This is a genomic window from Pseudaminobacter salicylatoxidans (genome assembly GCF_003148475.1).
In the GTDB taxonomy this organism is placed as follows: Bacteria; Pseudomonadota; Alphaproteobacteria; order Rhizobiales; family Rhizobiaceae; genus Pseudaminobacter; species Pseudaminobacter salicylatoxidans.
This window is the reverse complement of record NZ_QGGG01000007.1, coordinates 197,827-221,542: the sequence shown is the minus strand read 5'-3', so window position 1 is coordinate 221,542 and position 23,716 is coordinate 197,827. Positions and strand designations below refer to the sequence as shown.

The window sequence follows — 23,716 nt, the reverse complement described above, 5'->3', positions numbered from 1 at the left end:
GTCTAAAACGAGCTCCCGAGCATCATCCAGGTGACGAGGGCGGCGACGCCGATCAGCATGACGAATGCATAGTGGTAGAGATATCCGGTTTGAAGCTTGACGACGCGGTTGGTGACGTCGATCACCCAGGCTGAGACACCGTCCGGGCCAAGACCGTCGATGACGGCGCCGTCGCCCTTCTTCCAGAGGAAGGTGCCGAGCCGCTTGGCGGTGCGCACGAACAGGAAGTCGTACAGCTCGTCGAAATACCACTTGTTCAGCAGGAACGCGTAGAGGCCGCGATGCTGGGCCGCGAGGTATTTCGGCGTCTCCGGCTTGCGGATGTAGAACTGGTAGGCGACGACGAAGCCGATGACCATGGCGATGAACGGCGACAGCTTCACCCACAGCGGTACATCGTGGACTTCGTGCAGGATATGGTTCTCCGGCAGCATGTAGAGCGCCGTCTTCCAGAACGCGTCGTAGCCCTCGCCGACGAACTGGTCGTGGAACACCACGCCGGCCATCAGCGCGCCGACGGCGAGGATGAACAGCGGCACCAGCATCACCGGCGGCGATTCGTGCACATGGTGCATGACGTCGGCGGTGGCGCGCGGCTTGCCGTGGAAGGTCATGAAGATCAGTCGCCACGAGTAGAAGCTCGTGAAGATCGCGGCGATCACCAGCAGCGTGAAGGCGAAGCCCGCCACCGCGTTATGCCCGATACCGGCGAAGGCGCCTTCCACGATCGCGTCCTTGGAGAAGAAGCCGGCCGTGCCGATGATCGTGCCGGGTATGCCGACGCCGGTAAGCGCCAGCGTGCCGATGACCATCATCCAGTAGGTGGTCGGGATCAGCTTCTTCAGGCCGCCCATCTTGCGCATGTCCTGCTCGTCGGAAACGGCATGGATGACCGAGCCCGAGCCCAGGAACAGCAGCGCCTTGAAGAAGGCGTGCGTGAACAGATGGAAGATCGCCGCCGAATAGAAGCCCATGCCCAGCGCCACGAACATGTAGCCGAGCTGCGAACAGGTCGAATAGGCGATCACGCGCTTGATGTCGTTCTGCACGAGGCCGACGGTCGCAGCGAAGAAGGCGGTGATGGCGCCGATGAAGGTGACGACCAGAAGCGCGGTGTGCGACAGCTCGAAGATCGGCGACAGGCGCGCCAGCATGAACACGCCGGCGGTGACCATGGTGGCCGCGTGAATGAGCGCCGACACCGGCGTCGGGCCTTCCATGGCGTCCGGCAGCCAGGTGTGCAGCGGCACCTGCGCCGACTTGCCCATCGCGCCCATGAAGAGCAGCAGGCAGATGACGGTCAGGGCCCCTGCCCTGTCGACGTCCCAGCCGAGGAAGTTGAACGCGACGGCGGTGTTCTCGACCGCGCCTTCGACCGGCACGTAGGATGCGGCGGTGGCGAAGATCGTGTCGAAATTGACGCTGCCGAACAGCAGGAACACGCCGGCGATGCCGAGGATGAAGCCGAAGTCACCGACGCGGTTGACGACGAAGGCCTTGATGGCGGCGGCATTGGCCGACGGGCGCTTGTACCAGAAGCCGATCAGCAGATACGACGCCAGGCCCACGCCTTCCCAGCCGAAGAACATCTGCACCAGATTGTCCGACGTCACCAGCATGAGCATGGCGAAGGTGAACAGCGACAGATAGGCGAAGAAGCGCGGCCGATGCGGATCGTGATGCATGTAGCCGATCGAGTAGATGTGCACCAGCGCCGACACGGTGTTGACGACGACGAGCATCACCACCGTCAGCGTGTCCACGCGCAACGCCCAGTCGGACTGCAGCGTGCCGGAATCGATGAAGCGCAGCAGCGGCACGGTGAACGCTTCCGTCGAACCGATGCCCACCGAGAAGAACGCGACCCACGACAGCACCGCGGCAATCACGAGGAAGCCGGAGGTGATGTATTCGGATGCCCTGGCGCCGAGTGAATTGCCGAACAGGCCGACAATCAGGAAGCCCAGGAGAGGAAGGAAGACGATGGCTTGATACATGATATTATGTCCCCGTCAGCCCTTCATCATGTTGACGTCTTCGACCGCGATGGAGCCGCGGTTGCGGAAGAACACGACGAGAATGGCAAGACCGATTGCCGCTTCGGCGGCCGCGACCGTGAGCACGAACAGAGCGAAGACCTGGCCGATCATGTCGCCCAGCGTTGCCGAGAAGGCGACGAAGTTGAGGTTGACCGAAAGCAGGATCAGTTCGATCGACATCAGCATGATGATGACGTTCTTCCGGTTCAGGAAGATGCCGAACACGCCGAGCGTGAACAGGATCGCCGAAACGGTCAGATAATGTGCGATGCCAACTTCCATCGTCAGATTCCCTTACCAGTCTCGACTTTCTTGACTTCGATCGAGGTCGGCCCCGTGCGGGCGACCTGTGCCGAGATGTTCTGTCTCTTGATCCCTTGCTTGTGGCGCAACGTAAGCACGATGGCGCCGATCATCGCGACCAGCAGGATCAGGCCGGCCACCTGGAAGTAGAAGACGTAGTCCGTATAGAGGATGTCGCCGAGCGCTGCCGTATTGTGGCGCGTGGCGATGTCGGGCATGGGCGCCGCGACCGTCTCGGCCAGCTTCGGCGAAAAGACATAGCCGCCGGCCACCACGATCAGCTCGGCCAGCAGGATCAGACCCACCAGCGCGCCGATCGGCGCATATTGCAGCGCGCCCGACTTCATTTCGGCGAAATCGACATCCAGCATCATGACGACGAACAGGAACAGGACCGCCACCGCGCCGACATAGACCACCAGCAGGATCATCGCCAGGAATTCGGCGCCGGTCAGCATGAACAGGCCGGCCGCGTTGAAGAAGGTGAGGATCAGGAAGAGGACCGAATGCACAGGATTGCGGGCCGAGATGACCATGAAGGCCGACGCGACCGCAATAAAGGCAAAGAGGTAAAAGAAGGCTGCCTCTAATCCGTTCAGCATGGGGTTCCCCAGTTTTCCTACTTGGGTCGCGGCGCCAGCCGTCAGACCCGATTCCTGGCCGTCTCCACCGTTCGGGCGGGCGCGGCCGCGTGTTCCTTAGACGAGCATTCCCGGCTCGTCCATGATTCTCGTCCTAGCGGTACGGCGCATCCAACGCGATGTTGCGCGCGATCTCACGCTCCCACCGGTCGCCATTGGCGAGCAACTTGTCCTTGTCGTAGTAAAGCTCCTCGCGCGTTTCCGTCGCGAATTCGAAGTTCGGTCCCTCGACGATGGCGTCGACCGGGCAGGCTTCCTGGCAAAAGCCGCAATAGATGCACTTCACCATGTCGATGTCGTAGCGCACCGTGCGGCGGGTGCCGTCATTGCGGCGCGGACCGGCCTCGATGGTGATGGCCTGCGCCGGGCAGATCGCCTCGCACAGCTTGCACGCAATGCAGCGTTCTTCGCCGTTGGGATAGCGGCGCAGCGCATGCTCGCCACGGAAGCGCGGGCTGAGCGGCCCCTTCTCGTGCGGGTAGTTCAGCGTCGGCTTGGGCGAGAAGAACATCCGCATCGACAGGAAGAACGCATCGACGAACTCCTTGAGAAGGAGCGATTTGGCCGCCTGAGCGAGAGCTGACATCGTCAATCTCCGATTACGTAAGGGGCTACGAAGTAGCCGATGACCGGAAGGAGCACGAACTGGCTCAAGCCGGTGATGTTGAGAACCCGTTTGGTTTCGGGCAGATCGACGCGGCTCGCCAGCAGCCGCAGCAACCCGAAGTCAGCTGCCGCGATCACCAGTCCCACCAATGCGCCGATCACGCCCGCGCTCATTACGCCAGGCCCGTCAGCTTCAGGAAGGCGGCGGTGGCCACCACCATGAACAGCGAGATCGGCAGGAAGACCTTCCAGCCCAGACGCATGAGCTGGTCGTAGCGGTAGCGCGGCACGAATGCCTTCACCATGGCGAACATGAAGAACACCAGGCACACCTTGAGCACGAACCAGATCACGCCCGGTACCCAGGTGAACGGCGCGAAGTCGAACGGCGGCAGCCAGCCACCCAGGAACAGGATGGTGGTGAGCGCGCACATCAGGACGATCGCGACATATTCGCCGAGGAAGAAGAGCAGGAACGGCGTCGATGAGTATTCGATCATGTGGCCGGCCACCAGTTCCGACTCGGCTTCCACCAGGTCAAAGGGCGGGCGGTTCGTCTCGGCCAGCGCCGAGATGAAGAACACGACGAACATCGGGAACAGCGCCAGCCAGTTCCAGTCAAGGAACGAGTTCGGCATGCCGAGCATGGTGCCGAGGCCGTCGCTCTGCGACAGAACGATGTCGCTGAGGTTGAGCGAGCCGACGGTGAGCAGAACGGTGACGATGACGAAGCCGATGGAGACTTCGTAGGACACCATCTGCGCGGCCGAACGCAGCGCGCCGAGGAACGGATATTTCGAGTTCGAGGCCCAGCCGCCCATGATCACGCCATACACCTCGAGCGAGGAGATGGCGAAAACGTAGAGAATGCCGACATTGATGTTGGCGACCGCCCAGCCTTCATTGACCGGAATGACCGCCCAGGCAGCCATGGCCAGCACCGCCGACACCAGCGGGGCGAGCAGGAAGACGCCCTTGTTGGCGCCGGACGGAATGACCGGCTCCTTGACGACGAATTTCAGAAGGTCGGCGAAGGATTGCAGCAGACCCCACGGGCCGACCACGTTCGGGCCGCGACGGATCTGCACCGCCGCCCAGATCTTGCGGTCGGCATAAAGCAGATAGGCCACGAAGATCAGCAGGATGACGAGCATCGCCACCGACTTCAGGAGGATGATCAGTCCCGGCAGGACATAGAATGAGAAAAAAGTTTCCATGGTCGTCCTACTCGGCTGCCTGCTTGAAGCCGCCCTTCGCGAGGGCCGAACATTCGGCCATGACGGCCGAAGCGCGGGCGATCGGATTGGTCAGATAGAAGTCCTGTACCGGCGACACGAATGCGCCCTTGCCCAGCGCGCCGCCGAGCTTGGCGACATTGGCGATGTCGGCCGGATTGCCGGCTGCGATCTCGTCGATCCCGGCCAGATGCGGGTGGTCGGCATAGAGCTTCGCGCGAAGCTGGGCCAGCGAGTCGAACGGCAGGCGGTGGCCCAGCACATCCGACAGCGCGCGGAAGATAGCCCAGTCTTCCTTGGCGTCGCCTGGCGCGAAGCCGGCGCGGTTGGCCATCTGCACGCGGCCTTCGGTGTTCACATAGGTGCCGGACTTCTCGGTATAGGTCGAACCCGGCAGGATGACATCGGCGCGGTGTGCGCCGGCATCGCCATGCGTGCCGATATAGACCACGAAGGCCGAACCGGCAGCGGCCATGTCGAATTCGTCAGCACCCAGCAGGAACAGGACATCGGTTGCGCCGAGCATCTCGCCCGCCGGCTTGCCGCCCTCGCCCGGCACGAAGCCGATGTCGAGGCCGCCGACGCGCGCGGCGGCCGTATGCAGCACGGCAAAGCCGTTCCATGCGTCGCTGACGGCACCAACTGCGGTGGCGAGCTTAGCGGCATGGCCCAGAACGGCAAATCCGTCCTCGCGCGCCAATGCCCCCTGCCCCACGATGATGAGCGGGTGCTTCGCCTTCTTCAGCACCGAGAAGAACTTGCCCTTGCCGTCGGCCAGTTCCTTCAGCGTCTCGGGACCGGCGCCGAGCATGTCGTAGTCATAACGCAGGTCGCCCATGTCGCCGACGACGCCGACCGGCAGGTCGCCCATGCGCGAGCGCTTGCGGATGCGGGCATTGAGCACCGAAGCCTCGAAGCGCGGGTTGGAGCCGACGATCAGCACCGCGTCGGCTTGCTCGATGCCCTCGATGGTCGGGTTGAAGATGTAGCTTGCACGACCGAGCGACGGGTCGAGCGCCGCGCCATCCTGACGGCAGTCGACATTGGCCGAGCCGAGCGAGGCGAGAAGCTGCTTCAGCGCATACATTTCCTCGACCGCCGCGAGATCGCCGGCGATCGCGCCGATACGGTCGGCGGATGTCTTCGCGACTGCGTCCTTGATCGTGGCAAAGGCTTCGGCCCAGCTTGCCGGCGCAAGCTTGCCGTTGCGGCGCACATAGGGCCGGTCGAGGCGCTGCGTGCGCAGGCCGTCCCAGATGAAGCGGCTCTTGTCCGAGATCCACTCCTCGTTCACCTGCTCGTTGAGGCGCGGCATGATGCGCATCACTTCACGACCGCGGCTGTCGACGCGGATGGCCGAGCCGACCGCGTCCATCACGTCGATGGATTCGGTCTTGGTCAGTTCCCACGGACGCGCCTGGAACGCATAGGGACGCGAGGTCAGCGCGCCGACCGGGCACAGGTCGATGACGTTGCCCTGCAGCTCGGAGGTCATCGCCTGCTCGAGATAGGTGGTGATCTCGGCATCCTCGCCGCGGCCGATCAGGCCGAGTTCGGAAATGCCGGCGACTTCGGTGGTGAAGCGGACGCAGCGCGTGCAGTGGATGCAGCGCGTCATGATCGTCTTGACCAGCGGGCCGATATACTTGTCCTCGACCGCGCGCTTGTTTTCCGTGTAGCGCGAGGAATCCATGCCGAAGGCCATGGCCTGGTCCTGCAGGTCGCACTCGCCGCCCTGGTCGCAGATCGGGCAGTCGAGCGGATGGTTGATGAGCAGGAATTCCATCACGCCTTCGCGGGCCTTCTTGACCATCGGCGTGTTGGTGAAGATTTCGGGCGCCTCGCCATTGGGGCCGGGGCGCAAGTCGCGCACGCCCATGGCGCAGGACGCGGCCGGCTTGGGCGGCCCGCCCTTCACTTCAACCAGGCACATGCGGCAGTTTCCGGCGATCGACAGACGCTCGTGGAAGCAGAAGCGCGGCACTTCCGCGCCTGCCTCTTCCGCCGCCTGCAAGAGCGTGTAGTGATCGGGAACCTCGATCTCGATGCCGTCGACCTTGAGTTTAGCCATATCGCTTCAAACCCCTGCGGTGTATCCGCAATTCCTTGGCCGGTGTTCTTCCCGAACCGCCCGGCCGACCCAATTCAATGCTTCGTCTTCTTCGTCCGGTCCGCAGTGGCGCGCGGCTGCGACACCCCTTCGACGCCATCGGCCGCCAGCACTTCGAGCGCGCGCCGGGAGGCATCCGCCGCACCCGCCATCGCGCCCATCCAGAGACCGAAGGCCTGGCTTGCCATGCCGAAGCCGAGCGCCGAGAACGCAGCCGCGCCCGCCACCGGATGCGCCATCAGGTTGACGGCGCCGGCAAGCTCCGCGGGGAGCGTCATGGCGAATGGCTCGTTCATCATTTCCTGGCGCTGTGCCTCCGGCATGAAACTTCCGGGCTTCGTCGCTCTGGCCATGGTCATCTTCCAGTGCCTTGCTTCTCGGCCCGTCCCTTACCTCTTCGTCCTTGCGACCGGCTTATTCCGCCGCCACCAGCGCTGGTTCGGCGCGATGGGCGTTGCGGGTGAACTCGTCGATGCGGCGCTCGATCTCCGGGCGGAAATTACGGATCAGGCCCTGGATCGGCCAGGCCGCCGCGTCGCCCAGCGCGCAGATCGTGTGACCCTCGATCTGCTTGGTGACGTCGAGCAGCATGTCGATCTCGCGCTTCTGCGCCTCGCCGCGCACCAGCCGCTCCATCACGCGCCACATCCAGCCCGTGCCCTCGCGGCACGGCGTGCACTGGCCGCAGCTCTCGTGCTTGAAGAAATAGCTCAGCCGCGCGATCGCCTTGATGATGTCGGTGGACTTGTCCATGACGATCACTGCCGCCGTGCCGAAGGACGACTTCAGCTCGCGCATGCCGTCGAAATCCATCGGCGCGTCGAGGATGTCCTCGCCCTTGACCACCGGACAGGACGCGCCGCCGGGAATGACCGCCAGCAGATTGTCCCAGCCGCCGCGAACGCCGCCGCCATGCTTTTCCACCAGCTCGCGGAAGGTGATGCCCATCTCTTCCTCGACGGTGCACGGCGTGTTGACGTGACCGACCAGCATGAACAGCTTGGTGCCGACATTGTTCGGGCGCCCGATCGAGGAGAACCAGGCCGCGCCCCGGCGCAGGATGGTCGGCGCCACCGCGATCGACTCGACGTTGTTGACCGTCGTCGGGCAGCCATAGAGGCCGACATTGGCCGGGAACGGCGGCTTCAGGCGCGGCTGGCCCTTCTTGCCTTCAAGGCTCTCCAGCAGCGCGGTTTCCTCGCCGCAGATATAGGCGCCGGCGCCGTGATGAACGAAAACGTCAAAATCCCAGCCGTTCTTGTTGTTCTTGCCGATCAATCCGGCATCATAGGCCTCGTCGATGGCGCGCTGCAGCGCCTCGCGTTCGCGAATGAACTCGCCACGCACATAGATGTAGGCGGCGTGTGCGCCCATGGCGAAACCGGCCAGCAGGCAGCCCTCGACCAGCGTGTGCGGATCGTGGCGCAGGATGTCGCGGTCCTTGCACGTGCCGGGCTCGGATTCGTCGGCATTGACGACGAGATAATGCGGCCGGCCGTCGCTTTCCTTCGGCATGAAGGACCACTTCAGGCCGGTCGGGAACCCGGCGCCGCCGCGCCCGCGCAAGCCGGACGCCTTCATCTCGTTGATGATCCAGTCGCGGCCCTTCTCGATGAGCCCCTTCGTGCCGTCCCAGCTGCCGCGCGCCATGGCGCCTTTCAGCGACTGGTCGAAGCGGCCGTAGATATTGGTGAAGATGCGATCCTTATCCTGAAGCATTTTTCTTCCCTCAGACCGTCTTCTTGTCTTCGCTCGTCGCCTTCGCGGCTTTTGCGCGCGGCGCGGACTTCAGGAACACCTTCTCGTCCGTCAGCGAGGTCAGGCCGCCTTCCGGCGCGGAATAGATGCGATCGACCTGCGGGCCGGGCTTGATGGTGCTGCCCTTGCCCGCCTCGAAGGCATCGATGATCTCGGCCAGACGCTCAGGCGTCAGGTCCTCGTAAGTGTCCTTGAAGATCATGACCATGGGTGCGTTGACGCAGGTGCCCTGGCATTCAACCTCTTCCCACGACAGCGTGCCGGCCTCATTGGTGTGCAATGGATCATGATGGATCCTGGAGCGGCACACATCCATCAGCGCCTCGGCGCCGTGCAGCATGCAGGGCGTGGTGCCGCAGACCTGGACGTGGGCGCGTGTGCCGACCGGCTGCAACTGGAACTGCGTGTAGAAAGTCGCGACTTCCAGCACGCGGATCAGCGGCATGTCGAGCATCGCGGCGATGTGCTCGATCGCCGCGCGCGTCACCCAGCCTTCCTGCTCCTGCGCGAGCATGAGCAGCGGGATCACCGCCGACTGTTCGCGGCCCTTGGGATATTTCTTGATCCAGACCTTGGCCTGCGCCGTCATTTCGCGATTGAACGCGAAGGACGCGGGCTGGACGGACTCGTCTGCGAGGCGGCGAACCGACATTATCTATCTACCTCACCAAACACGATATCGATGGAACCGAGGACGGCGGTGACGTCGGCCAGCATGTGGCCGCGGCACAGGAAGTCCATCGCCTGCAGATGCGCGAAGCCCGGAGCCCGCAGCTTGCAGCGATAAGGCTTGTTGGTGCCGTCCGAAACGAGATAGACGCCGAATTCGCCCTTTGGCGCCTCGACGGCTGCGTAAACCTCGCCGGCCGGGACGCGATAGCCCTCGGTATACAGCTTGAAATGATGGATCAGCGCTTCCATGGAGCGCTTCATCTCGCCGCGCTTGGGCGGCACGACCTTGCCATCCATATCCGACACCGGACCGGTGCGCTCGCTGCCCAGCAGGCGCTCGATGCACTGGCGCATGATGCGGACCGACTGGCGCATTTCTTCCATGCGGATGAGATAGCGGTCGTAGCAATCGCCGTGCTTGCCCACCGGAATGTCGAATTCCATTTCGGAATAGCACTCATAGGGCTGGCTTTTGCGCAGGTCCCATGCCGCGCCCGAGCCGCGCACCATCACGCCCGAGAAGCCCCAGGCCCAGGCATCTTCCAGCGACACCACGCCGATATCGGCGTTACGCTGCTTGAAGATGCGGTTTTCGGTCAGCAGTTCGTCGAGCGCGTCCACCGTCTTCAGGAACGGATCGCACCACTTGCCGATGTCCTCGACCAGCTTTTCGGGCAGGTCCTGGTGCACGCCGCCGGGCCGGAAATAGGCCGCATGCATGCGCGCGCCCGAGGCCCGCTCGTAAAACACCATCAGCTTCTCGCGCTCCTCGAAGCCCCACAGCGGCGGGGTGAGCGCGCCGACGTCCATCGCCTGCGTGGTGACGTTGAGCAGATGGTTGAGGATACGGCCGATTTCCGAATAGAGCACGCGGATGAGCTGGCCGCGCTTGGGCACGGTGATCCCCAGAAGCCGCTCCACCGCAAGCGAGAACGCGTGCTCCTGGTTCATCGGCGCGACATAGTCGAGCCGGTCCAGATAGGGCAGCGCCTGCAGATAGGTCTTGTTCTCCATCAGCTTTTCGGTGCCGCGATGCAGCAGGCCGATATGCGGGTCGACGCGATCGACCACCTCGCCGTCCAGTTCCAGAACCAGACGCAGCACGCCGTGCGCGGCCGGATGCTGCGGACCGAAGTTGATGTTGAAGTTGCGGACGGAATGTTCGGTCATCGCATCGCCTCTTTTGAAGCGCCGAAAAAGTGAATGGTGAATGGCGAATGGTGAATGGTCATGTCCGCCCGCCTTCCCGCTCCAGCGAACGGACGAAAGAGACGAGCCTCTTGCCCAAAAGCTCGCAGCGACTGGTCAGCCCCGAAACGGCGGAACTTTCCAGATAGCCCACCCTTTCGGCCAGGGTGACATGCGTTTCCAGTTCCTTGAGCGACCCCTGAGCGACCCGCAAAAACTGAATGAAGGGCCGGCGCTGCGCGCGGCCGAAGCCCTCTGCGATATTGGCGGGAATGGAAGACGCCGCCCGGCGCAACTGAGACGTCAGTCCGAACGCTTCCTCGCGCGGAAAAGACCGCGTCAGGGCGTAGATATCGACGGCAAGATCCATCGACTCCTTCCAGACGATCAGGTCGCGGTAGTCGCGTATGGGATCGCGCTGCTCCGCAGGTGCGTCCATTCACCATTCACCATTCACCATTCACTGCTTCGCCTTCTCATCGCCGGGCAGCACGTAATCGGTGCCTTCCCAGGGCGAGAGGAAGTCGAAGTTGCGGAACTCCTGTCTCAGCGAGACAGGCTCGTAGACCACGCGCTTCACCTCGTCGTCGTAGCGAACCTCGACGAAGCCGGTCAGCGGGAAGTCCTTGCGCAGCGGATAGCCCTCGAAACCGTAGTCGGTCAGCAGGCGGCGCAGGTCGGGATGGCCCGAGAACAGGATGCCGTACATGTCGTAGGCCTCGCGCTCGAACCAGTCGGCGCCCGGATAGACATCGGTGAGCGACGGCACCAGCGTATCTTCGTCGGCGCGCACGCGCAGACGAAGACGCAGGTTCTGGCGCGGAGACAGCAGGTGATAGACGACATCGAAGCGCTTGGCGCGGGTCGGATAGTCGACGCCGCAGATATCGATGATCGACACGAACTGGCACTGCACGTCATCACGCAGGAAGCCGGCCACCTCGACAATGTCGGCAGGCTCGACCGTGATCGTCAGTTCGCCATAGGCAAGCAGCGCGTCGCCGATCTTGCCGTCGAGCTTCTCGGCCAGATAGGCCGCGAGGTCCTTCAGGGATTCACTCATTGGGGATCACCGTTCGATCGTGCCGGTGCGCCGGATCTTCTTCTGCAGGAGAAGAATGCCGTAAAGCAGGGCTTCGGCCGTGGGCGGGCAGCCGGGCACATAGATGTCCACCGGCACCACGCGGTCGCAACCGCGCACAACCGAATAGGAATAGTGATAGTAGCCGCCGCCATTGGCGCAGGAGCCCATGGAGATGACGTAGCGCGGCTCAGGCATCTGGTCGTAGACCTTGCGCAGCGCAGGCGCCATCTTGTTGGTCAGCGTGCCGGCCACGATCATCACGTCGGACTGGCGCGGGGAAGCGCGCGGCGCGATGCCGAAGCGCTCGGCGTCGTAGCGCGGCATGGAGATGTGCATCATCTCGACTGCGCAGCAGGCTAGACCGAAGGTCATCCACATGAGCGAGCCCGTGCGCGCCCAAGTGATCAGCGCCTCGGACGAGGTGACGAGGAAACCCTTGTCGGAAAGTTCGTTGTTGATCTCGCCGAAGAACGGATCGTCGGCCCCCACGGGCTTGCCGGTATTCGGATCGATAATGCCCTTGGGCTTTTCAGCAACCAGCAGGGAGGGCGCGGTGTTCAATCCCATTCCAGTGCTCCCTTCTTCCACTCATAGATGAAGCCGATGGTGAGCACGGCCAAGAAAACCATCATGGACCAGAAGCCGAACATGCCGATCGAACCGAAGGAGACCGCCCACGGAAACAGAAACGCCACTTCCAGATCGAAGATGATGAAGAGGATCGCCACCAGATAGTAGCGGATGTCGAACTTCATGCGGGCGTCGTCGAACGAGTTGAAGCCGCACTCATAGGCCGACAGCTTCTCCGGATCGGGATTGCGATACGCAATCAGGAACGGCGCGACGATCAGGGCCAGGCCGATGACCATGGCGACGCCGATGAAAATGACAATAGGAAGATAAGAACTTAAGAGCCCGCTCATGCTCCAACTTTCCGTTGACGGCCGATCAGCCTGAATTATAGCACCGAATCGCATCGCGGCACCGCGACACATGCGTCGGTGGCAGCGGCACCGAAAATCCATGCTGCAACGCGGCGAGGGTTAGCGCAGGCGGCCGGGGGAAGCAAGTCAAACCTTGGCGAAACGGTGGCCGCGCCAAACGCTTTTTCGGCATTTGACGGCGCACAAGGCACTTTTGATATCCATACTTTTTTACTCCACTTTCTCTACTGACACAATTCCCATTGCGACATTGCTAGGCTCATATGCACATTCGATTCCCGAAAATGCAGGAACGGCGGCATGGCGCATCGGACCGACTGGAGATGAAGGACAAGATCCCGCTCAGGCTGGCGCGGCGCATAGCGCTTGCCGCGCAAGGTTTCGGCGATGCGCGCCCTGCCGGCCCGATCACCCGGCGGCATGTGCACAAGGTGCTGTCGCGCATCGGGTTGCTGCAGATCGATTCCGTCAGCGTGGTCGTGCGCGCCCATTATATGCCGCTGTTCTCGCGGCTCGGTCCCTACCCGCGCGACCTGCTCGATACCGCCGCAACATCACGAAAACGTGCACTGTTCGAATATTGGGCACACGAGGCTTCGTTCCTGCCTGTGGAAACCTATCCGCTGCTGCGCTGGCGCATGGAGCGCGCCGCCCGCCACGAGGAAATGTACAAGGGCCTCGCCAAATGGGCGCGACGCAATATGCGCCTCATCGACGACATATATAATGAGGTCGTCGCGCGCGGGCCGATCGCCGCCTCCGACATCGACGGCGCCAAAGGCTCCGGCGGCTGGTGGGGCTGGAGCGACGAGAAACATGCCTTCGAATGGCTGTTCTGGGCCGGCCGCATCACCACCGCCTCGCGCCGCGGCTTCCAACGGCTCTACGACCTGCCCGAACGCGTGCTGCCCGCGCATATCTATAACCTCCCCGCTCCTGATCCCGCCGAGGCGCACCGCGAACTCCTGCGCATCTCGGCGCGCGCGCTCGGCGTCGCCACGGCCGGCGACCTGCGCGACTATTTCCGCCTCTCGCCGGCCGATATGAAAGGCCGCATCGAGGAACTGGTCGAATCGGGAGAACTGCTGCCGGTGCGCGTGGAAGGCTGGACGCAGCCGGCCTATCTTCACCACCAGGCGCGCATGCCGCGCAAGGTGGAGGCCCGCGCGCTGCTCGCCCCCTTCGATCCGGTCGTGTGGGAACGCGCGCGCGCCGAGCGGCTGTTCGACTTCCGCTACCGCATCGAAATCTATACGCCGGCCGCCAAGCGGCAGTATGGCTATTACGTCCTGCCCTTCCTGCTGGGCGACCGGATCGCGGCGCGCATCGACCTCAAGGCCGACCGTCCCGCCGGCGTGCTGCGCGTACTGGCGGCCTATGCCGAATCGGGCGCGCCCGCCCATACCGCCGAGGCGCTCGCCGAAGAGCTTCGCCTGATGGCGCAATGGCTCGAACTGGAGCGCGTCGAAGTTCTGCCCGCGGGCGATCTCGCCCAGGCGCTGGCGGACACGCTGGCGTCGTAACCGCGCGTTGACAGAACGACACCCGGCCGCCTAAATTCGCCGGCGACGGTCCCCTCTCCGCAAAGGGAGGGGCCAAGAGGGAATGCGGTGCGGGTAAAAAACCCAATTCCGTAGCTGTACCCGCAACTGTGAGCGAAGAGCCGAGCGCCGACAGCCACTGGATTTTTCCGGGAAGGCGGCACGAGGCGACGAAGCGCGAGCCAGGAGACCTGCCGTCAAAACCAAATCCGACCGCCCGGCGGGTATTCCCGGGCAAGGAGCATGATTCTAGTGAGAACTGAAGCCGACCCCGCAATGCTGGCCGAGGACATTTCCGATGCGGATATGTCCGATGTCACCATTATCGTCTGTTCATCCTGCCGGGACGAAACCGGCTCCGATGCCCGCCCCCGCGCCGGTGAAATTCTGGCGCAGGACGCCGCATGCGCGGCTGCCGGTGAAAACATCCGCGTTCGTCAGGTCGAGTGCCTCGGCAATTGCAAGCGCCGCCTCAGCGCCGCCCTGCTGCGCGACGGCTGCTGGAGCTACGTTTTCGGCGATCTGACACCCGAAAGCGGACCGGACCTGATTGCCGGCGCAAAACTTTTCGCGACCGCCAGCGACGGCATTCTGCCGTGGCGCGGTCGCCCTGACAGTCTCAAGCGCGGCCTTGTCGCGCGCATCCCTCCCCTTGCCATTGTGAAGGACATTTCATGACCGCCTCCGCGACCCGCGTTCCCTGCACCGTCGTCACCGGCTTTCTCGGCGCCGGCAAGACCACGCTGATCCGCAACATTCTCGAAAATGCCAATGGCAAGCGCCTGGCGCTCATCGTCAACGAATTCGGCGATGTCGGCGTCGATGGCGAAATCCTCAAGGGCTGCGGCATCGATGCCTGCCCGGAAGAAAACATCGTCGAGCTTGCCAATGGCTGCCTGTGCTGCACCGTGGCCGACGATTTTGTGCCGGCGCTGGACGAGATCCTCTCGCGCGAGCCGAAGGTGGACCATATCCTGATCGAGACCTCGGGCCTTGCCCTGCCCAAGCCGCTGGTTCAGGCTTTCCAGTGGCCATCGGTGAAAAGCCGCGTAACCGTTGACGGCGTCGTGGCCGTGGTTGACGGTGCCGCCCTTGCCGCCGGCCAGGTGGCCTCGGACATGGACGCCCTGCAGGCGCAGCGCGAGGAAGACGAGACGCTCGACCATGACGACCCGGTCGAGGAAGTGTTCCAGGACCAGGTGGCCTGCGCCGACCTGATCATCCTGTCCAAGAGCGACCTGATCGACGAAGACGGCAGCGCGCGTGCCAATGCGACGATCGGCGAGCATCTGTCGCGCGCCGTGAAGGTGGTGCCCAGCGCGCACGGCAAGGTCGATCCGTCCGTGATGCTCGGCCTCGGCCTCGCCGTCGAGGACGACATTGAAAACCGCAAGACGCTGCATGACGGCATGCTCGACCACGAGCACGACGATTTTGACTCGTTCATCGTGGAACTGCCGGCCATCGTCAGTCCCGAGGAACTCGCAAACCGCGTGGCCGCCGCCGCCGAGCAGGAAAATGTGCTGCGCGTGAAGGGTTTCATCGACGTTGCCGGCAAGCCGATGCGGCTTCTGGTGCAGGCGGTCGGCCCGCGCGTGAACCACTATTACGACCGCGCCTGGACACCGGCCGAAGAACGCCGTTCGCGCCTCGTCGTCATCGGGCTGAAGGGCCTGAACCGCGACGCCATCGAGCGCATTCTGGCGAACTGAGGAACTGAGGGTTCAGTGACAAGACGGCGTTCTACGTTGCCAGAGGGGGTGTCGTAATGCACAACCTTCGGAACGTTTCTTTGCCGAGACGGATATCGTCATGCACATACTGACCACGACATCCGCCTCGCTCGACGATCTGATCGAGCCGGTCGATCTGCGGCAGACGCCGGCGGATGTCGTGGCTCTGTCCTTCACCGACAGCGATCTGGCCGGGCTCGCGGCGGCGTGGCGGCAGGAAGCGGACACCCTGCCCTCCATGCGGCTGGCAGCACTTCGCGACCTGCGCCACCCGATGTCAGTGGACCTGTGGGCTGACAGCGTGGCCGCGCATGCAAAAATCATCCTCGTGCGCATCCTCGGCGGCTATGACTGGTGGCGCTATGGCTGCGACCGGCTGGCCGCCATCTGCCGCGAGAGGAACGTCCACCTCGCATTGCTGCCGGGCGAAAGCCACGACGAGGACCAGCGACTGATCGAGTGCTCGACGCTGCCGCGCGAAAAACTCGACCTGCTGCTCGCCTATTTCCGCGAGGGCGGACCGGACAATATGCGCGCCCTGATGCGCCATCTGGCCGGCCTTGCCGGCGGCCAGGGCGTGGCGGCGCAGCCGGTCACGGTGCCGAAGGCCGGGTATTACGAGCCCGGCAAGGGCGTGGTGGAGCGGCCCGCTCCTTTCGGAGAGGATTTCGTTTCTTCACGCCTCCCTCTGTCCGGCAAGACAGAGGGAGGCACGACAAGACTCGATGCCGAAAATCAAACAACCCCCATCGTCCCGATCCTGTTCTACCGCTCGATGCTGCTGGCAGCCGATATCGCGCCTGTCGACGCGCTGGTCGACGCGCTGCGCACGCAGGGCATCGCGCCTGTTCCCATCTTCGTCTCCAGCCTGAAGGACAAAACCTCCCTCGCCTTCGTGGAGACCACGCTGGCGAGCCTGAAGCCTGCGGCAATCGTTACCGCGACCGCCTTTGCCAGCAGTGCCGAGCCAGGCGTGGAGACGCTGTTCGACCGTGCCGGCGCGCCGGTGTTCCAGGTCATCGTCGCCACCACGCGCCGCGACGCCTGGGCCGAAAACCAGCGCGGGCTGGCGCCAGCCGACCTTGCCATGCATGTGGTGATGCCCGAGCTCGACGGGCGCATCCTTGCCGGCGCGATCTCGTTCAAGGCCGAGATGGAGACGGATAGCGCCCTTGCCTTCAAGGGTCTCGCCAACCGCCCCGAACCCGACCGCGTCGAACAGGTGGCGGCCCGCATCGCCGCCTTCCTGCGCCTGCGGCGCGAACCGCGCGCGACGCGCAAGGTGGCGATCCTGATCCCGGATTATCCGAGCGCGCCGGGCCGCACCGGCTATGCCGTCGGCCTCGACGTGCCGTCCAGCGTGCTCGCCATGCTGCACGACATGAAGGCCGACGGCTATCACGTTGAAGGGATTCCCGAATCGCCGCGCGAGCTGCTGGACCTTCTCGCGCGCTGCGACCACGGCTTGAGCCTTGAGCAATATGCGCACTTCTCCACCGGACTGCCGGCAGACGCGCGGGCGACGGTCGAGGCGGCGTGGGGTACGGCAGTTGGCGAGATAGGTTGTTGCGTCGTAGAGCACGACACTCGCCCATCCTTCCCCTTCCGCGCCGCGACCTTCGGCAACATCACCGTCGCACTTGCCCCGGATCGCGGGCGCTCGACCGACCGCCGCGCCGACTATCACGATCCGACCTTGCCGCCGCGCCACGAACTGATCGCCTTCGGGCTCTGGCTGCGCGAAAGCCTTGGCTGCCACGCGCTGGTGCATGTGGGCGCGCACGGCACGCTGGAATGGCTGCCCGGCAAGACGGTGGCGCTCGGCCAGAACTGCTTTCCCGAAATCGTCACCGGCGGCCTGCCGGTGGTCTACCCCTTCATCGTCAGCAATCCGGGCGAGGCAGCCCAGGCCAAAAGGCGTATTTCGGCCGTCACGCTCGGCCATCTGCCGCCACCGCTTTCCCATGCGGGGCTGGACGAGCACCAGCAGACGCTGGAGCGGCTGGTGGACGAATATGCGCAGGCCGACGGGCTGGACCGCCGCCGCCGCGACCGGCTGGCGAAGCTGATCGTCGACACCGCCTCGCAGACCGGCCTTGCCGCCGAGGCCGGCGTCGCCGGAAGCGACGAGCCGGACGAGGCGCTGCGGCGCATCGATGCCTGGCTCTGCGACCTCAAGGATTTTGCCGTCAAGGACGGGCTGCACATCTATGGCCGCGCCGCCGAAGGCGAGGCCGACGAGATGCGCCGCCAAAGCGCGGAAAGCGAACGCTCGGCGCTGATCGCGGCACTCGACGGCCGTCACATCACCGCCGGTCCTTCCGGCGCGCCGGCGCGCGGCCGCACCGATGTACTGCCCACCGGCCGCAACCTGTTCACCGCCGATCCGCGCACCATGCCGACGCCGACGGCCTTCGACCTCGGCCGCGCGGCGGCGCAGGAGGTGTTGACGCGCTATCTGCAGGACCATGGCGACTGGCCGCGCTCGCTGGTCATCGACCTGTGGGGCAGTGCCTCGCTGCGCACCGGCGGCGAGGAGATCGCGCAAGGCCTGTTCCTGATGGGCTGCCGCCCGCAATGGGATGCCGCCACCGGCCGCGTCACCGGCATCGAGGTGCTGCCGCCGGCAACGGTCGGGCGGCCGCGCGTGGACGTGACCTGGCGCATTTCCGGCCTGTTCCGCGACATGTTCCCGACCCAGATCGCGCTGATCGATGCAGCGGCGGCGGCCGTGGCCGCACGCGACGAGGACACGTCCGAGAACCCCTTGGCCGCAGAAGCGCGCGCGCGCGGCAAGGCCCCTGCCCGCATCTTCGGTTCCTCGCCCGGCACCTATGGCGCGGGGCTGGAGGACATGCTGGCGCGCGGCGACTGGCAGGACCGCGCCGAGCTCGGCCGCGCCTATCTCGACGCCACCTCCCACGCCTATGGCGGTGCGACCGGCGAAGGGGTTTCCGCGCCCGGCGCATTTGCGACACGCATTGCCGAAGCCGACCTTCTGGTGCACAGCGGCGACGACCCCGGCCGCGACATCCTCGAGGGCTCGGCCGACGTCGCCTTCATCGGCGGCTTTTCGGCAGCACTCGCCGCGCTCGGCAACAATGCCGACGTGATCGTTCTCGATACCACCGATCCGGCGCGCCCCCGCCCGCGCTCGATCACGGAGGCGGTGGCGCGCGTGGTGCGCGCCCGCGCGATCAATCCGCGCTTCATCGAGGGCCAGATGCGCCACGGGCCGCGCGGCGCCTCCGAATTCGCCGAAACGGTCGACCGGCTGGTGGGCTTTGCCGAAACCACCCATGCCATTCCCGGCGCGCTGATCGAGGCCGTGCACGACGCCTATCTCGGCGACGAGGCGGTGCGCGCCTTCCTGCTGCGCGAGAACCCGGCCGCGGCCAAGGTAATCGCCGAGCGGTTTGCTTCGGCGCGCCGGCGCGGCCTGTGGCACCCGTTGCGCAATTCTATCGACGACGATCTGGCCAGCCTGATCGCTGAGGCCGAAGCGCTGGGAGCGGCGGCGTGAGCGGCTTTTCGCGCAGGGGCGCCTGCCCGGCACTCTCGGCCCCCATGCAGACTGGGGACGGTCTTCTCGTGCGGCTCAATCCGGTTGCTGGAGGAGTGTCGCCCAAGGCATTGATCGGACTCTGCGAATCCGCGCTGCGGCATGGCAATGGCGTGGTCGAAGTGACGGCGCGCGGCAGCCTGCAGATTCGGGGGCTCACCGCCGAAAGCGCGCCGTTGCTGGCGGCCGAGGTCGATGCGCTGGGTATCGCCGTGCGCACCGGCGTGCCGGTGGAGACGGGACCGCTCGCAAGCCTGGACCCTGACGAAATTGCCGACCCCTCCCTACTCGCCGCCAGAATCCGCGACGCCATCGACGCGGCCGGGCTTGGCGCGCGGCTCGGACCAAAAGTGTCCGTGGTGGTCGATGGCGGCGGCCGGCTGAACATGAACACCGTGCAGGCCGATGTGCGGCTGACCGCGCTCGCATCCGGCCAGTGGCTGCTGGCGGTCGCTGGCGACGCAAGTACTGCAACGCCGGTCAGAGCGATTGCCGAGACCGATGCTCGTGACGCCGCGCTGGCGATACTGGAGGCGATTGCCGGGCGCGGCCGCGAGGCACGGGCGCGGGATTTGCCGTCAGACGATTTGACGAGTTTCCTGCAGAGGGTGAGTTCCTTCGCGCCCCTCTCTGTCCTGCCGGACATCTCCCCCACAGAGGGGGAGATCGGCTGTCATCGCGACCTTTGCCAATGGTCCATGCCGGAGAAATGGTCAGCATCGCAGACTGAGCAGGGCCAGTGCGGCCGGCAGATCTCCCCCCTCGTGGGGGAGATGTCCGGCAGGACAGAGGGAAGCAACGTAGAGCACCCTTCCCCGGTCGGCATTCTCCAGCTTCGCGACATCACCGCGCTCGGCCTCGGCCTGCCCTTCGGCCACATGCCGGCTGACAGGGTGATCGCCATTTGCCGCGCGGCAGAAACATCGGGCGCCGGCGAAATCCGCTTCTCACAGCAGCGCGCCATTTTGATTCTTGGTTTATCGCGATCCGCATGCGCGGAGTTGCAGCGCAAAGCAGCCTCGCTCGGCTTCGTCACCGACCCGCTCGATCCGCGCCGCATGATCGCCGCCTGTCCCGGCGCGCCGGCCTGCGCCTCGGGCCGCATCGCCGCGCGCGAGGTGGCCGAAGAGATCGCCCGCGACAGCGGCGCAGCACTCGATCCATCCGTCACGCTGCACATTTCCGGCTGCGCCAAGGGCTGCGCACATCCGGCCCGCGCGGCCCTCACCCTGGTAGGCGGCGAAAAAGGAGCCGGACTTGTCGTTGACGGGACGGCGAAGGGACTTCCGGCCGCGTACAGGCCGGGCTATGAACTCGCCTCTGGTTTCCGCCGGATCGCGACGCTTCTGAAACAGGAGCGCCGCCCCGGCGAGACCACGGCACAGTGCATCGCGCGGCTCGGCGAAACCCGGCTGGCAGTGGCTTTTCAGCAAGGATAGATATGGCGGGATACGATTACATTCACGACGGCACGGCGATCTACGAGCGCTCCTTCGCGATCATTCGCGCCGAGGCCGACCTGTCGCGCTTTTCCGAAGCCGAGGCCGATGTCGCCGTGCGCATGATCCACGCCTGCGGCCTGGTCGAGGCGGCGGAAAAATTCGAATTCGGCCCGGGCTTCGTAGAAGCTGCCAGCGCGGCCCTGAAAGCCGGCGCGCCGATCTTCTGCGATGCCGAGATGGTGTCGCGCGGCGTCACCCGCGCCCGCCTGCCCGCCGACAATGAGGTAATCTGCACCCTGCGCGACGAGCGCACGCCCGCATTGGCGCAGGAAATCGGCAACACCCGCTCCGCCGCCGCGATCAAGCTCTGGCTCGACCGCATGGCAGGCTCGGTGGTGGCGATCGGCAACGCGCCGACCGCCCTCTTCTATCTGCTGGAACTGCTGCGCGACGGCGCGCCCAAGCCGGCCGCCATCATCGGCATGCCGGTCGGCTTCGTCGGCGCGGCCGAATCCAAGGACGCGCTGGCGGAAAATTCCTATGGCGTGCCCTATGCCATCGTACGTGGCCGCCTCGGCGGCAGCGCCATGACGGCCGCCGCCCTCAACGCACTGGCGAGGCCCGGACTGTGAACGCACATCCCAAAGGCCGCCTCATCGGCGTCGGCACCGGCCCCGGCGATCCCGAGCTTCTGACCCTGAAAGCCGTTCGCGCGCTGGGCGAGGCAGACGTGCTGGCGCATTTCGCCAAGCGCGGCAACAACGGCAACGCCCGCGCCATCATCTCCGGGCATCTCAAGCCCGGCATCGTCGAACTGCCGCTGCTCTATCCGGTGACCACCGAGATCGACAAGGACCACGCCGACTACAAGGCCGCGATCACCGGCTTCTATGAAGAGTCGGCACGCGCGGTGGCCGGGCATCTCGATGCGGGTCGCACGGTGGCCGTGCTGAGCGAGGGCGACCCGCTGTTCTATGGCTCCTACATGCACCTGCATGTGCGGCTGTCGCAGCATTATCCGACCGAGGTGATCCCGGGCGTCACCGCCATGTCCGGCTGCTGGTCGCAGACCGGCCTGCCCATCGTGCAGGGTGACGACGTGCTGAGCGTGCTGCCCGGCACGATGAGCGAGTTCGAACTTTCGCGACGGCTGGCCGACACGGACGCCGCCGTCATCATGAAGGTGGGGCGCAACCTGCCGAAAATCCGCCGCGCGCTGGCCGCCACCGGCAAGCTGGAGCGGGCGATGTATGTCGAGCGCGCCACCATGGCCAACACCGCCTCCACGCCGCTGGCTGAAAAGGCCGACGACACCGCGCCATACTTCGCCATCGTGCTGGTTCCCGGCTGGGAGGAGCGGCCATGAGCGGGCGTCTTTTCGTCATCGGGCTAGGCCCCGGCAATCCCGGCCAGATCACGCCGGAGGCCAGTGCGGCTGCGACCGAAGCAAAATTTTTCTACGGCTACGCCCCTTACGTCGATCGGCTGAACCTGCGTCCCGACCAGACCCGTATCGCCTCCGACAATCGCGAGGAGCTTTCGCGTGCGAACGCGGCGCTTGAGCAGGCGGCGCAAGGCGCCAGCGTCGCGGTGGTTTCGGGTGGCGATCCCGGCGTCTTCGCCATGGCGGCGGCGGTCTGCGAGGCGATCGAGGCCGGTCCCGCCGAATGGCGCGACATCGAACTGACCATCGTTCCCGGCGTCACCGCCATGCTGGCAGTCGCAGCCCGCATCGGCGCGCCGCTGGGCCATGATTTCTGCGCCATCTCGCTCTCGGACAATCTGAAGCCCTGGGACCTGATCCTGCGGCGGCTGGAAGCGGCTGCGGGCGCGGGCTTCGTGATCGCGCTCTACAACCCGATCAGCAAGGCGCGCCCGTGGCAGCTTGGCGAGGCGCTGGAGAAGCTGCGCGGCATCCTGCCCGGCACCACACCCGTCATTTTCGGCCGCGCCGCCGGCCGGCCCGACGAGCGCATCGAGATCACGCCGCTGGCGCAGGCCCGTGCCGAGCAGGCCGACATGGCCACCTGCGTGATGATCGGCTCGCCCGAAACCCGCATCGTCGAGCGCAATGGCCAGCGCCCCTTGGTCTACACGCCGCGCTTTTCGGCAGGTGCCAGCCAATGATCGACCATGCCGGCCAGCTCCGCGACGCTTTCGGCATGCGGCACCTGCGGCAGGTCCGGCCTGCGGAACAGGATGACCTCGATGCCGAGTGCGCGTGCGGCCGCGATCTTGCCATAGGTGGCCGCCCCGCCGCTGTTCTTGGCGACGATGGCGTCGATGCGACCGGTGGAGAGCAGCTCGCGCTCGTCGGTTTCCGCAAAGGGGCCGCGCGCGAGGATGTAGGTGGCGTCCGGCACGGCCAAGGGCGGCTCGACCGGATCGACGCTGCGGATGACATAGGCGTGCTGCGGCGCGTTCTCGAAGGCGGCGATCTCCTGCCGGCCGAGCGCCAGGAACACGCGGCGCGGCTTTTCGCCCAGCACGGCGACCGCTTCTTCGGCATTTTCGACCAGTTTCCAGCTATCGCCCTCGACCGCCTCCCAGCCCGGACGGCGCAGCGCAAGGATCGGCACGCTGGCAAGCGTGGCGGCTTGCGCCGCATTGCGCGAAATATTGGCCGCGTAAGGATGGGTGGCATCGATCAGCAGGTCGACGTGCTCGTCACGCAGATATTGCGCCAGCCCCTCGGCGCCGCCGAAACCGCCGCTGCGCACCGGCACGGGCTGCGCCAGGGGATCAAGCGTGCGGCCGGCCAGCGACAATGTGAGCGAAAGATCGGCGCGGACGGCCAGCCTGCCGGCAAGCTGCCGGGCTTCCGTGGTGCCGCCAAGTATCAGAATGCGGTGGGTCAT

23 protein-coding genes, 1 pseudogene and 1 riboswitch are annotated in these 23,716 nt (G+C 65.2%); of the genes and pseudogenes, 8 read left to right on the top strand and 16 right to left on the bottom strand.

Features of this window, described 5'->3' with window-relative positions; genetic code table 11:
* Positions 1–2: 2 nt before the first annotated feature.
* The 15 genes and pseudogenes from nuoL to C7441_RS12005 all read right to left on the bottom strand — a co-directional run bounded on the left by nuoL (position 3) and on the right by C7441_RS12005 (position 12,559).
* A complete protein-coding gene (nuoL, locus tag C7441_RS12075; protein ID WP_109613072.1) occupies positions 3–1,997 on the bottom strand; it encodes an NADH-quinone oxidoreductase subunit L in 1,995 nt (664 codons plus the stop codon).
* A 15-nt stretch (positions 1,998–2,012) separates the two neighbouring features.
* Positions 2,013–2,321, bottom strand: a complete 309-nt coding sequence (nuoK, locus tag C7441_RS12070; RefSeq protein WP_019173903.1) for an NADH-quinone oxidoreductase subunit NuoK — start codon at positions 2,319–2,321, stop codon at positions 2,013–2,015.
* 2 nt (positions 2,322–2,323) lie between these two features.
* On the bottom strand, positions 2,324–2,944 hold the full coding sequence (locus C7441_RS12065) for an NADH-quinone oxidoreductase subunit J (RefSeq protein WP_019173902.1): 621 nt from the start codon (positions 2,942–2,944) through the stop codon (positions 2,324–2,326).
* A 133-nt stretch (positions 2,945–3,077) separates the two neighbouring features.
* A complete protein-coding gene (gene nuoI, locus C7441_RS12060; RefSeq protein WP_019173901.1) occupies positions 3,078–3,569 on the bottom strand; it encodes an NADH-quinone oxidoreductase subunit NuoI in 492 nt (163 codons plus the stop codon).
* 2 nt (positions 3,570–3,571) lie between these two features.
* The gene (locus tag C7441_RS12055; protein ID WP_109613071.1) at positions 3,572–3,763 is read right to left on the bottom strand and encodes a hypothetical protein; all 192 of its coding nucleotides are present in this window, start codon (positions 3,761–3,763) and stop codon (positions 3,572–3,574) included.
* Complete coding sequence (gene nuoH / locus C7441_RS12050; protein ID WP_109613070.1) at positions 3,763–4,806, bottom strand: NADH-quinone oxidoreductase subunit NuoH; 1,044 nt, start codon at positions 4,804–4,806, stop codon at positions 3,763–3,765. The genes C7441_RS12055 and nuoH overlap by 1 nt, the downstream gene beginning before the upstream one ends.
* A gap of 7 nt (positions 4,807–4,813) precedes the next feature.
* On the bottom strand, positions 4,814–6,895 hold the full coding sequence (nuoG, locus tag C7441_RS12045) for an NADH-quinone oxidoreductase subunit NuoG (RefSeq protein WP_109613069.1): 2,082 nt from the start codon (positions 6,893–6,895) through the stop codon (positions 4,814–4,816).
* Between the two features lie 74 nt (positions 6,896–6,969).
* Entirely contained in the window at positions 6,970–7,287 is a 318-nt protein-coding gene (locus C7441_RS12040) for a hypothetical protein (RefSeq protein ID WP_146201456.1), read from the bottom strand.
* Between the two features lie 61 nt (positions 7,288–7,348).
* Complete coding sequence (nuoF, locus tag C7441_RS12035; RefSeq protein WP_109613067.1) at positions 7,349–8,653, bottom strand: NADH-quinone oxidoreductase subunit NuoF; 1,305 nt, start codon at positions 8,651–8,653, stop codon at positions 7,349–7,351.
* A gap of 28 nt (positions 8,654–8,681) precedes the next feature.
* Positions 8,682–9,344: pseudogene (gene nuoE, locus C7441_RS12030) on the bottom strand (NADH-quinone oxidoreductase subunit NuoE); the annotation flags it as partial.
* Entirely contained in the window at positions 9,344–10,534 is a 1,191-nt protein-coding gene (locus tag C7441_RS12025; RefSeq protein WP_109613066.1) for an NADH-quinone oxidoreductase subunit D, read from the bottom strand. The gene C7441_RS12025 and the pseudogene nuoE, both read right to left, overlap by 1 nt.
* A gap of 58 nt (positions 10,535–10,592) precedes the next feature.
* Positions 10,593–10,991, bottom strand: a complete 399-nt coding sequence (locus tag C7441_RS12020) for a four helix bundle protein (RefSeq protein ID WP_019173893.1) — start codon at positions 10,989–10,991, stop codon at positions 10,593–10,595.
* Positions 10,992–11,012: 21 nt separating this feature from the next.
* Positions 11,013–11,615, bottom strand: coding sequence for an NADH-quinone oxidoreductase subunit C (locus C7441_RS12015; RefSeq protein WP_019173892.1), 603 nt, complete (start codon positions 11,613–11,615; stop codon positions 11,013–11,015).
* A 6-nt stretch (positions 11,616–11,621) separates the two neighbouring features.
* On the bottom strand, positions 11,622–12,203 hold the full coding sequence (locus C7441_RS12010) for a NuoB/complex I 20 kDa subunit family protein (RefSeq protein ID WP_026060742.1): 582 nt from the start codon (positions 12,201–12,203) through the stop codon (positions 11,622–11,624).
* On the bottom strand, positions 12,194–12,559 hold the full coding sequence (locus C7441_RS12005) for an NADH-quinone oxidoreductase subunit A (RefSeq protein WP_019173890.1): 366 nt from the start codon (positions 12,557–12,559) through the stop codon (positions 12,194–12,196). Before C7441_RS12005 ends, C7441_RS12010 begins: the two co-directional genes overlap by 10 nt.
* A 344-nt stretch (positions 12,560–12,903) precedes the next feature.
* Between C7441_RS12005 and C7441_RS12000 the strand changes: the two genes are divergently transcribed.
* The 8 genes from C7441_RS12000 (at position 12,904) to C7441_RS11965 (ending at position 22,985) form a co-directional block, all read left to right on the top strand.
* Positions 12,904–14,103, top strand: a complete 1,200-nt coding sequence (locus C7441_RS12000) for a winged helix-turn-helix domain-containing protein (RefSeq protein WP_109613094.1) — start codon at positions 12,904–12,906, stop codon at positions 14,101–14,103.
* Positions 14,104–14,132: 29 nt separating this feature from the next.
* A riboswitch (cobalamin riboswitch) is annotated at positions 14,133–14,334 on the top strand.
* Between the two features lie 63 nt (positions 14,335–14,397).
* A complete protein-coding gene (locus C7441_RS11995; protein ID WP_109613065.1) occupies positions 14,398–14,799 on the top strand; it encodes a DUF1636 family protein in 402 nt (133 codons plus the stop codon).
* Positions 14,796–15,833, top strand: a complete 1,038-nt coding sequence (gene cobW / locus C7441_RS11990; RefSeq protein WP_109613064.1) for a cobalamin biosynthesis protein CobW — start codon at positions 14,796–14,798, stop codon at positions 15,831–15,833. The genes C7441_RS11995 and cobW overlap by 4 nt, the downstream gene beginning before the upstream one ends.
* A gap of 100 nt (positions 15,834–15,933) precedes the next feature.
* The gene (gene cobN / locus C7441_RS11985; RefSeq protein WP_109613063.1) at positions 15,934–19,377 is read left to right on the top strand and encodes a cobaltochelatase subunit CobN; all 3,444 of its coding nucleotides are present in this window, start codon (positions 15,934–15,936) and stop codon (positions 19,375–19,377) included.
* Positions 19,374–20,855 (top strand): precorrin-3B synthase, encoded by a 1,482-nt coding sequence (cobG, locus tag C7441_RS11980; protein WP_109613062.1) that lies wholly within the window; start codon positions 19,374–19,376, stop codon positions 20,853–20,855. The genes cobN and cobG overlap by 4 nt, the downstream gene beginning before the upstream one ends.
* 2 nt (positions 20,856–20,857) lie before the next feature.
* Positions 20,858–21,490, top strand: a complete 633-nt coding sequence (locus C7441_RS11975) for a precorrin-8X methylmutase (protein WP_109613061.1) — start codon at positions 20,858–20,860, stop codon at positions 21,488–21,490.
* Positions 21,487–22,224, top strand: coding sequence for a precorrin-2 C(20)-methyltransferase (locus tag C7441_RS11970; protein ID WP_109613060.1), 738 nt, complete (start codon positions 21,487–21,489; stop codon positions 22,222–22,224). Before C7441_RS11975 ends, C7441_RS11970 begins: the two co-directional genes overlap by 4 nt.
* Positions 22,221–22,985 carry a precorrin-3B C(17)-methyltransferase gene (locus tag C7441_RS11965; protein WP_109613059.1) on the top strand — a complete coding sequence of 255 codons (765 nt, stop codon included), beginning with the start codon at positions 22,221–22,223 and terminating at the stop codon, positions 22,983–22,985. Before C7441_RS11970 ends, C7441_RS11965 begins: the two co-directional genes overlap by 4 nt.
* Here C7441_RS11965 and C7441_RS11960 read toward each other — a convergent pair.
* A complete protein-coding gene (locus C7441_RS11960; RefSeq protein ID WP_170125099.1) occupies positions 22,949–23,716 on the bottom strand; it encodes a cobalt-precorrin-6A reductase in 768 nt (255 codons plus the stop codon). The two genes, C7441_RS11965 and C7441_RS11960, sit on opposite strands and share 37 nt — an antisense overlap.

Coding starts and splice junctions, on each gene's coding strand:
- cobN (WP_109613063.1), top strand. CDS start 15,934: ATGCACATACTGACCACGACATCCGCCTCGCTCGACGATCTGATCGAG.
- nuoG (WP_109613069.1), bottom strand. CDS start 6,895: ATGGCTAAACTCAAGGTCGACGGCATCGAGATCGAGGTTCCCGATCAC.
- C7441_RS11975 (WP_109613061.1), top strand. CDS start 20,858: ATGGCGGGATACGATTACATTCACGACGGCACGGCGATCTACGAGCGC.
- C7441_RS12055 (WP_109613071.1), bottom strand. CDS start 3,763: ATGAGCGCGGGCGTGATCGGCGCATTGGTGGGACTGGTGATCGCGGCA.
- nuoH (WP_109613070.1), bottom strand. CDS start 4,806: ATGGAAACTTTTTTCTCATTCTATGTCCTGCCGGGACTGATCATCCTC.
- C7441_RS12005 (WP_019173890.1), bottom strand. CDS start 12,559: ATGAGCGGGCTCTTAAGTTCTTATCTTCCTATTGTCATTTTCATCGGC.
- C7441_RS11965 (WP_109613059.1), top strand. CDS start 22,221: ATGAGCGGGCGTCTTTTCGTCATCGGGCTAGGCCCCGGCAATCCCGGC.
- nuoI (WP_019173901.1), bottom strand. CDS start 3,569: ATGTCAGCTCTCGCTCAGGCGGCCAAATCGCTCCTTCTCAAGGAGTTC.
- cobW (WP_109613064.1), top strand. CDS start 14,796: ATGACCGCCTCCGCGACCCGCGTTCCCTGCACCGTCGTCACCGGCTTT.
- C7441_RS12065 (WP_019173902.1), bottom strand. CDS start 2,944: ATGCTGAACGGATTAGAGGCAGCCTTCTTTTACCTCTTTGCCTTTATT.
- nuoF (WP_109613067.1), bottom strand. CDS start 8,653: ATGCTTCAGGATAAGGATCGCATCTTCACCAATATCTACGGCCGCTTC.
- C7441_RS12020 (WP_019173893.1), bottom strand. CDS start 10,991: ATGGACGCACCTGCGGAGCAGCGCGATCCCATACGCGACTACCGCGAC.
- C7441_RS12010 (WP_026060742.1), bottom strand. CDS start 12,203: ATGGGATTGAACACCGCGCCCTCCCTGCTGGTTGCTGAAAAGCCCAAG.
- nuoL (WP_109613072.1), bottom strand. CDS start 1,997: ATGTATCAAGCCATCGTCTTCCTTCCTCTCCTGGGCTTCCTGATTGTC.
- nuoK (WP_019173903.1), bottom strand. CDS start 2,321: ATGGAAGTTGGCATCGCACATTATCTGACCGTTTCGGCGATCCTGTTC.
- C7441_RS12025 (WP_109613066.1), bottom strand. CDS start 10,534: ATGACCGAACATTCCGTCCGCAACTTCAACATCAACTTCGGTCCGCAG.
- C7441_RS12040 (WP_146201456.1), bottom strand. CDS start 7,287: ATGGCCAGAGCGACGAAGCCCGGAAGTTTCATGCCGGAGGCACAGCGC.
- C7441_RS11995 (WP_109613065.1), top strand. CDS start 14,398: ATGCTGGCCGAGGACATTTCCGATGCGGATATGTCCGATGTCACCATT.
- C7441_RS12000 (WP_109613094.1), top strand. CDS start 12,904: ATGAAGGACAAGATCCCGCTCAGGCTGGCGCGGCGCATAGCGCTTGCC.
- C7441_RS12015 (WP_019173892.1), bottom strand. CDS start 11,615: ATGAGTGAATCCCTGAAGGACCTCGCGGCCTATCTGGCCGAGAAGCTC.
- C7441_RS11960 (WP_170125099.1), bottom strand. CDS start 23,716: ATGACCCACCGCATTCTGATACTTGGCGGCACCACGGAAGCCCGGCAG.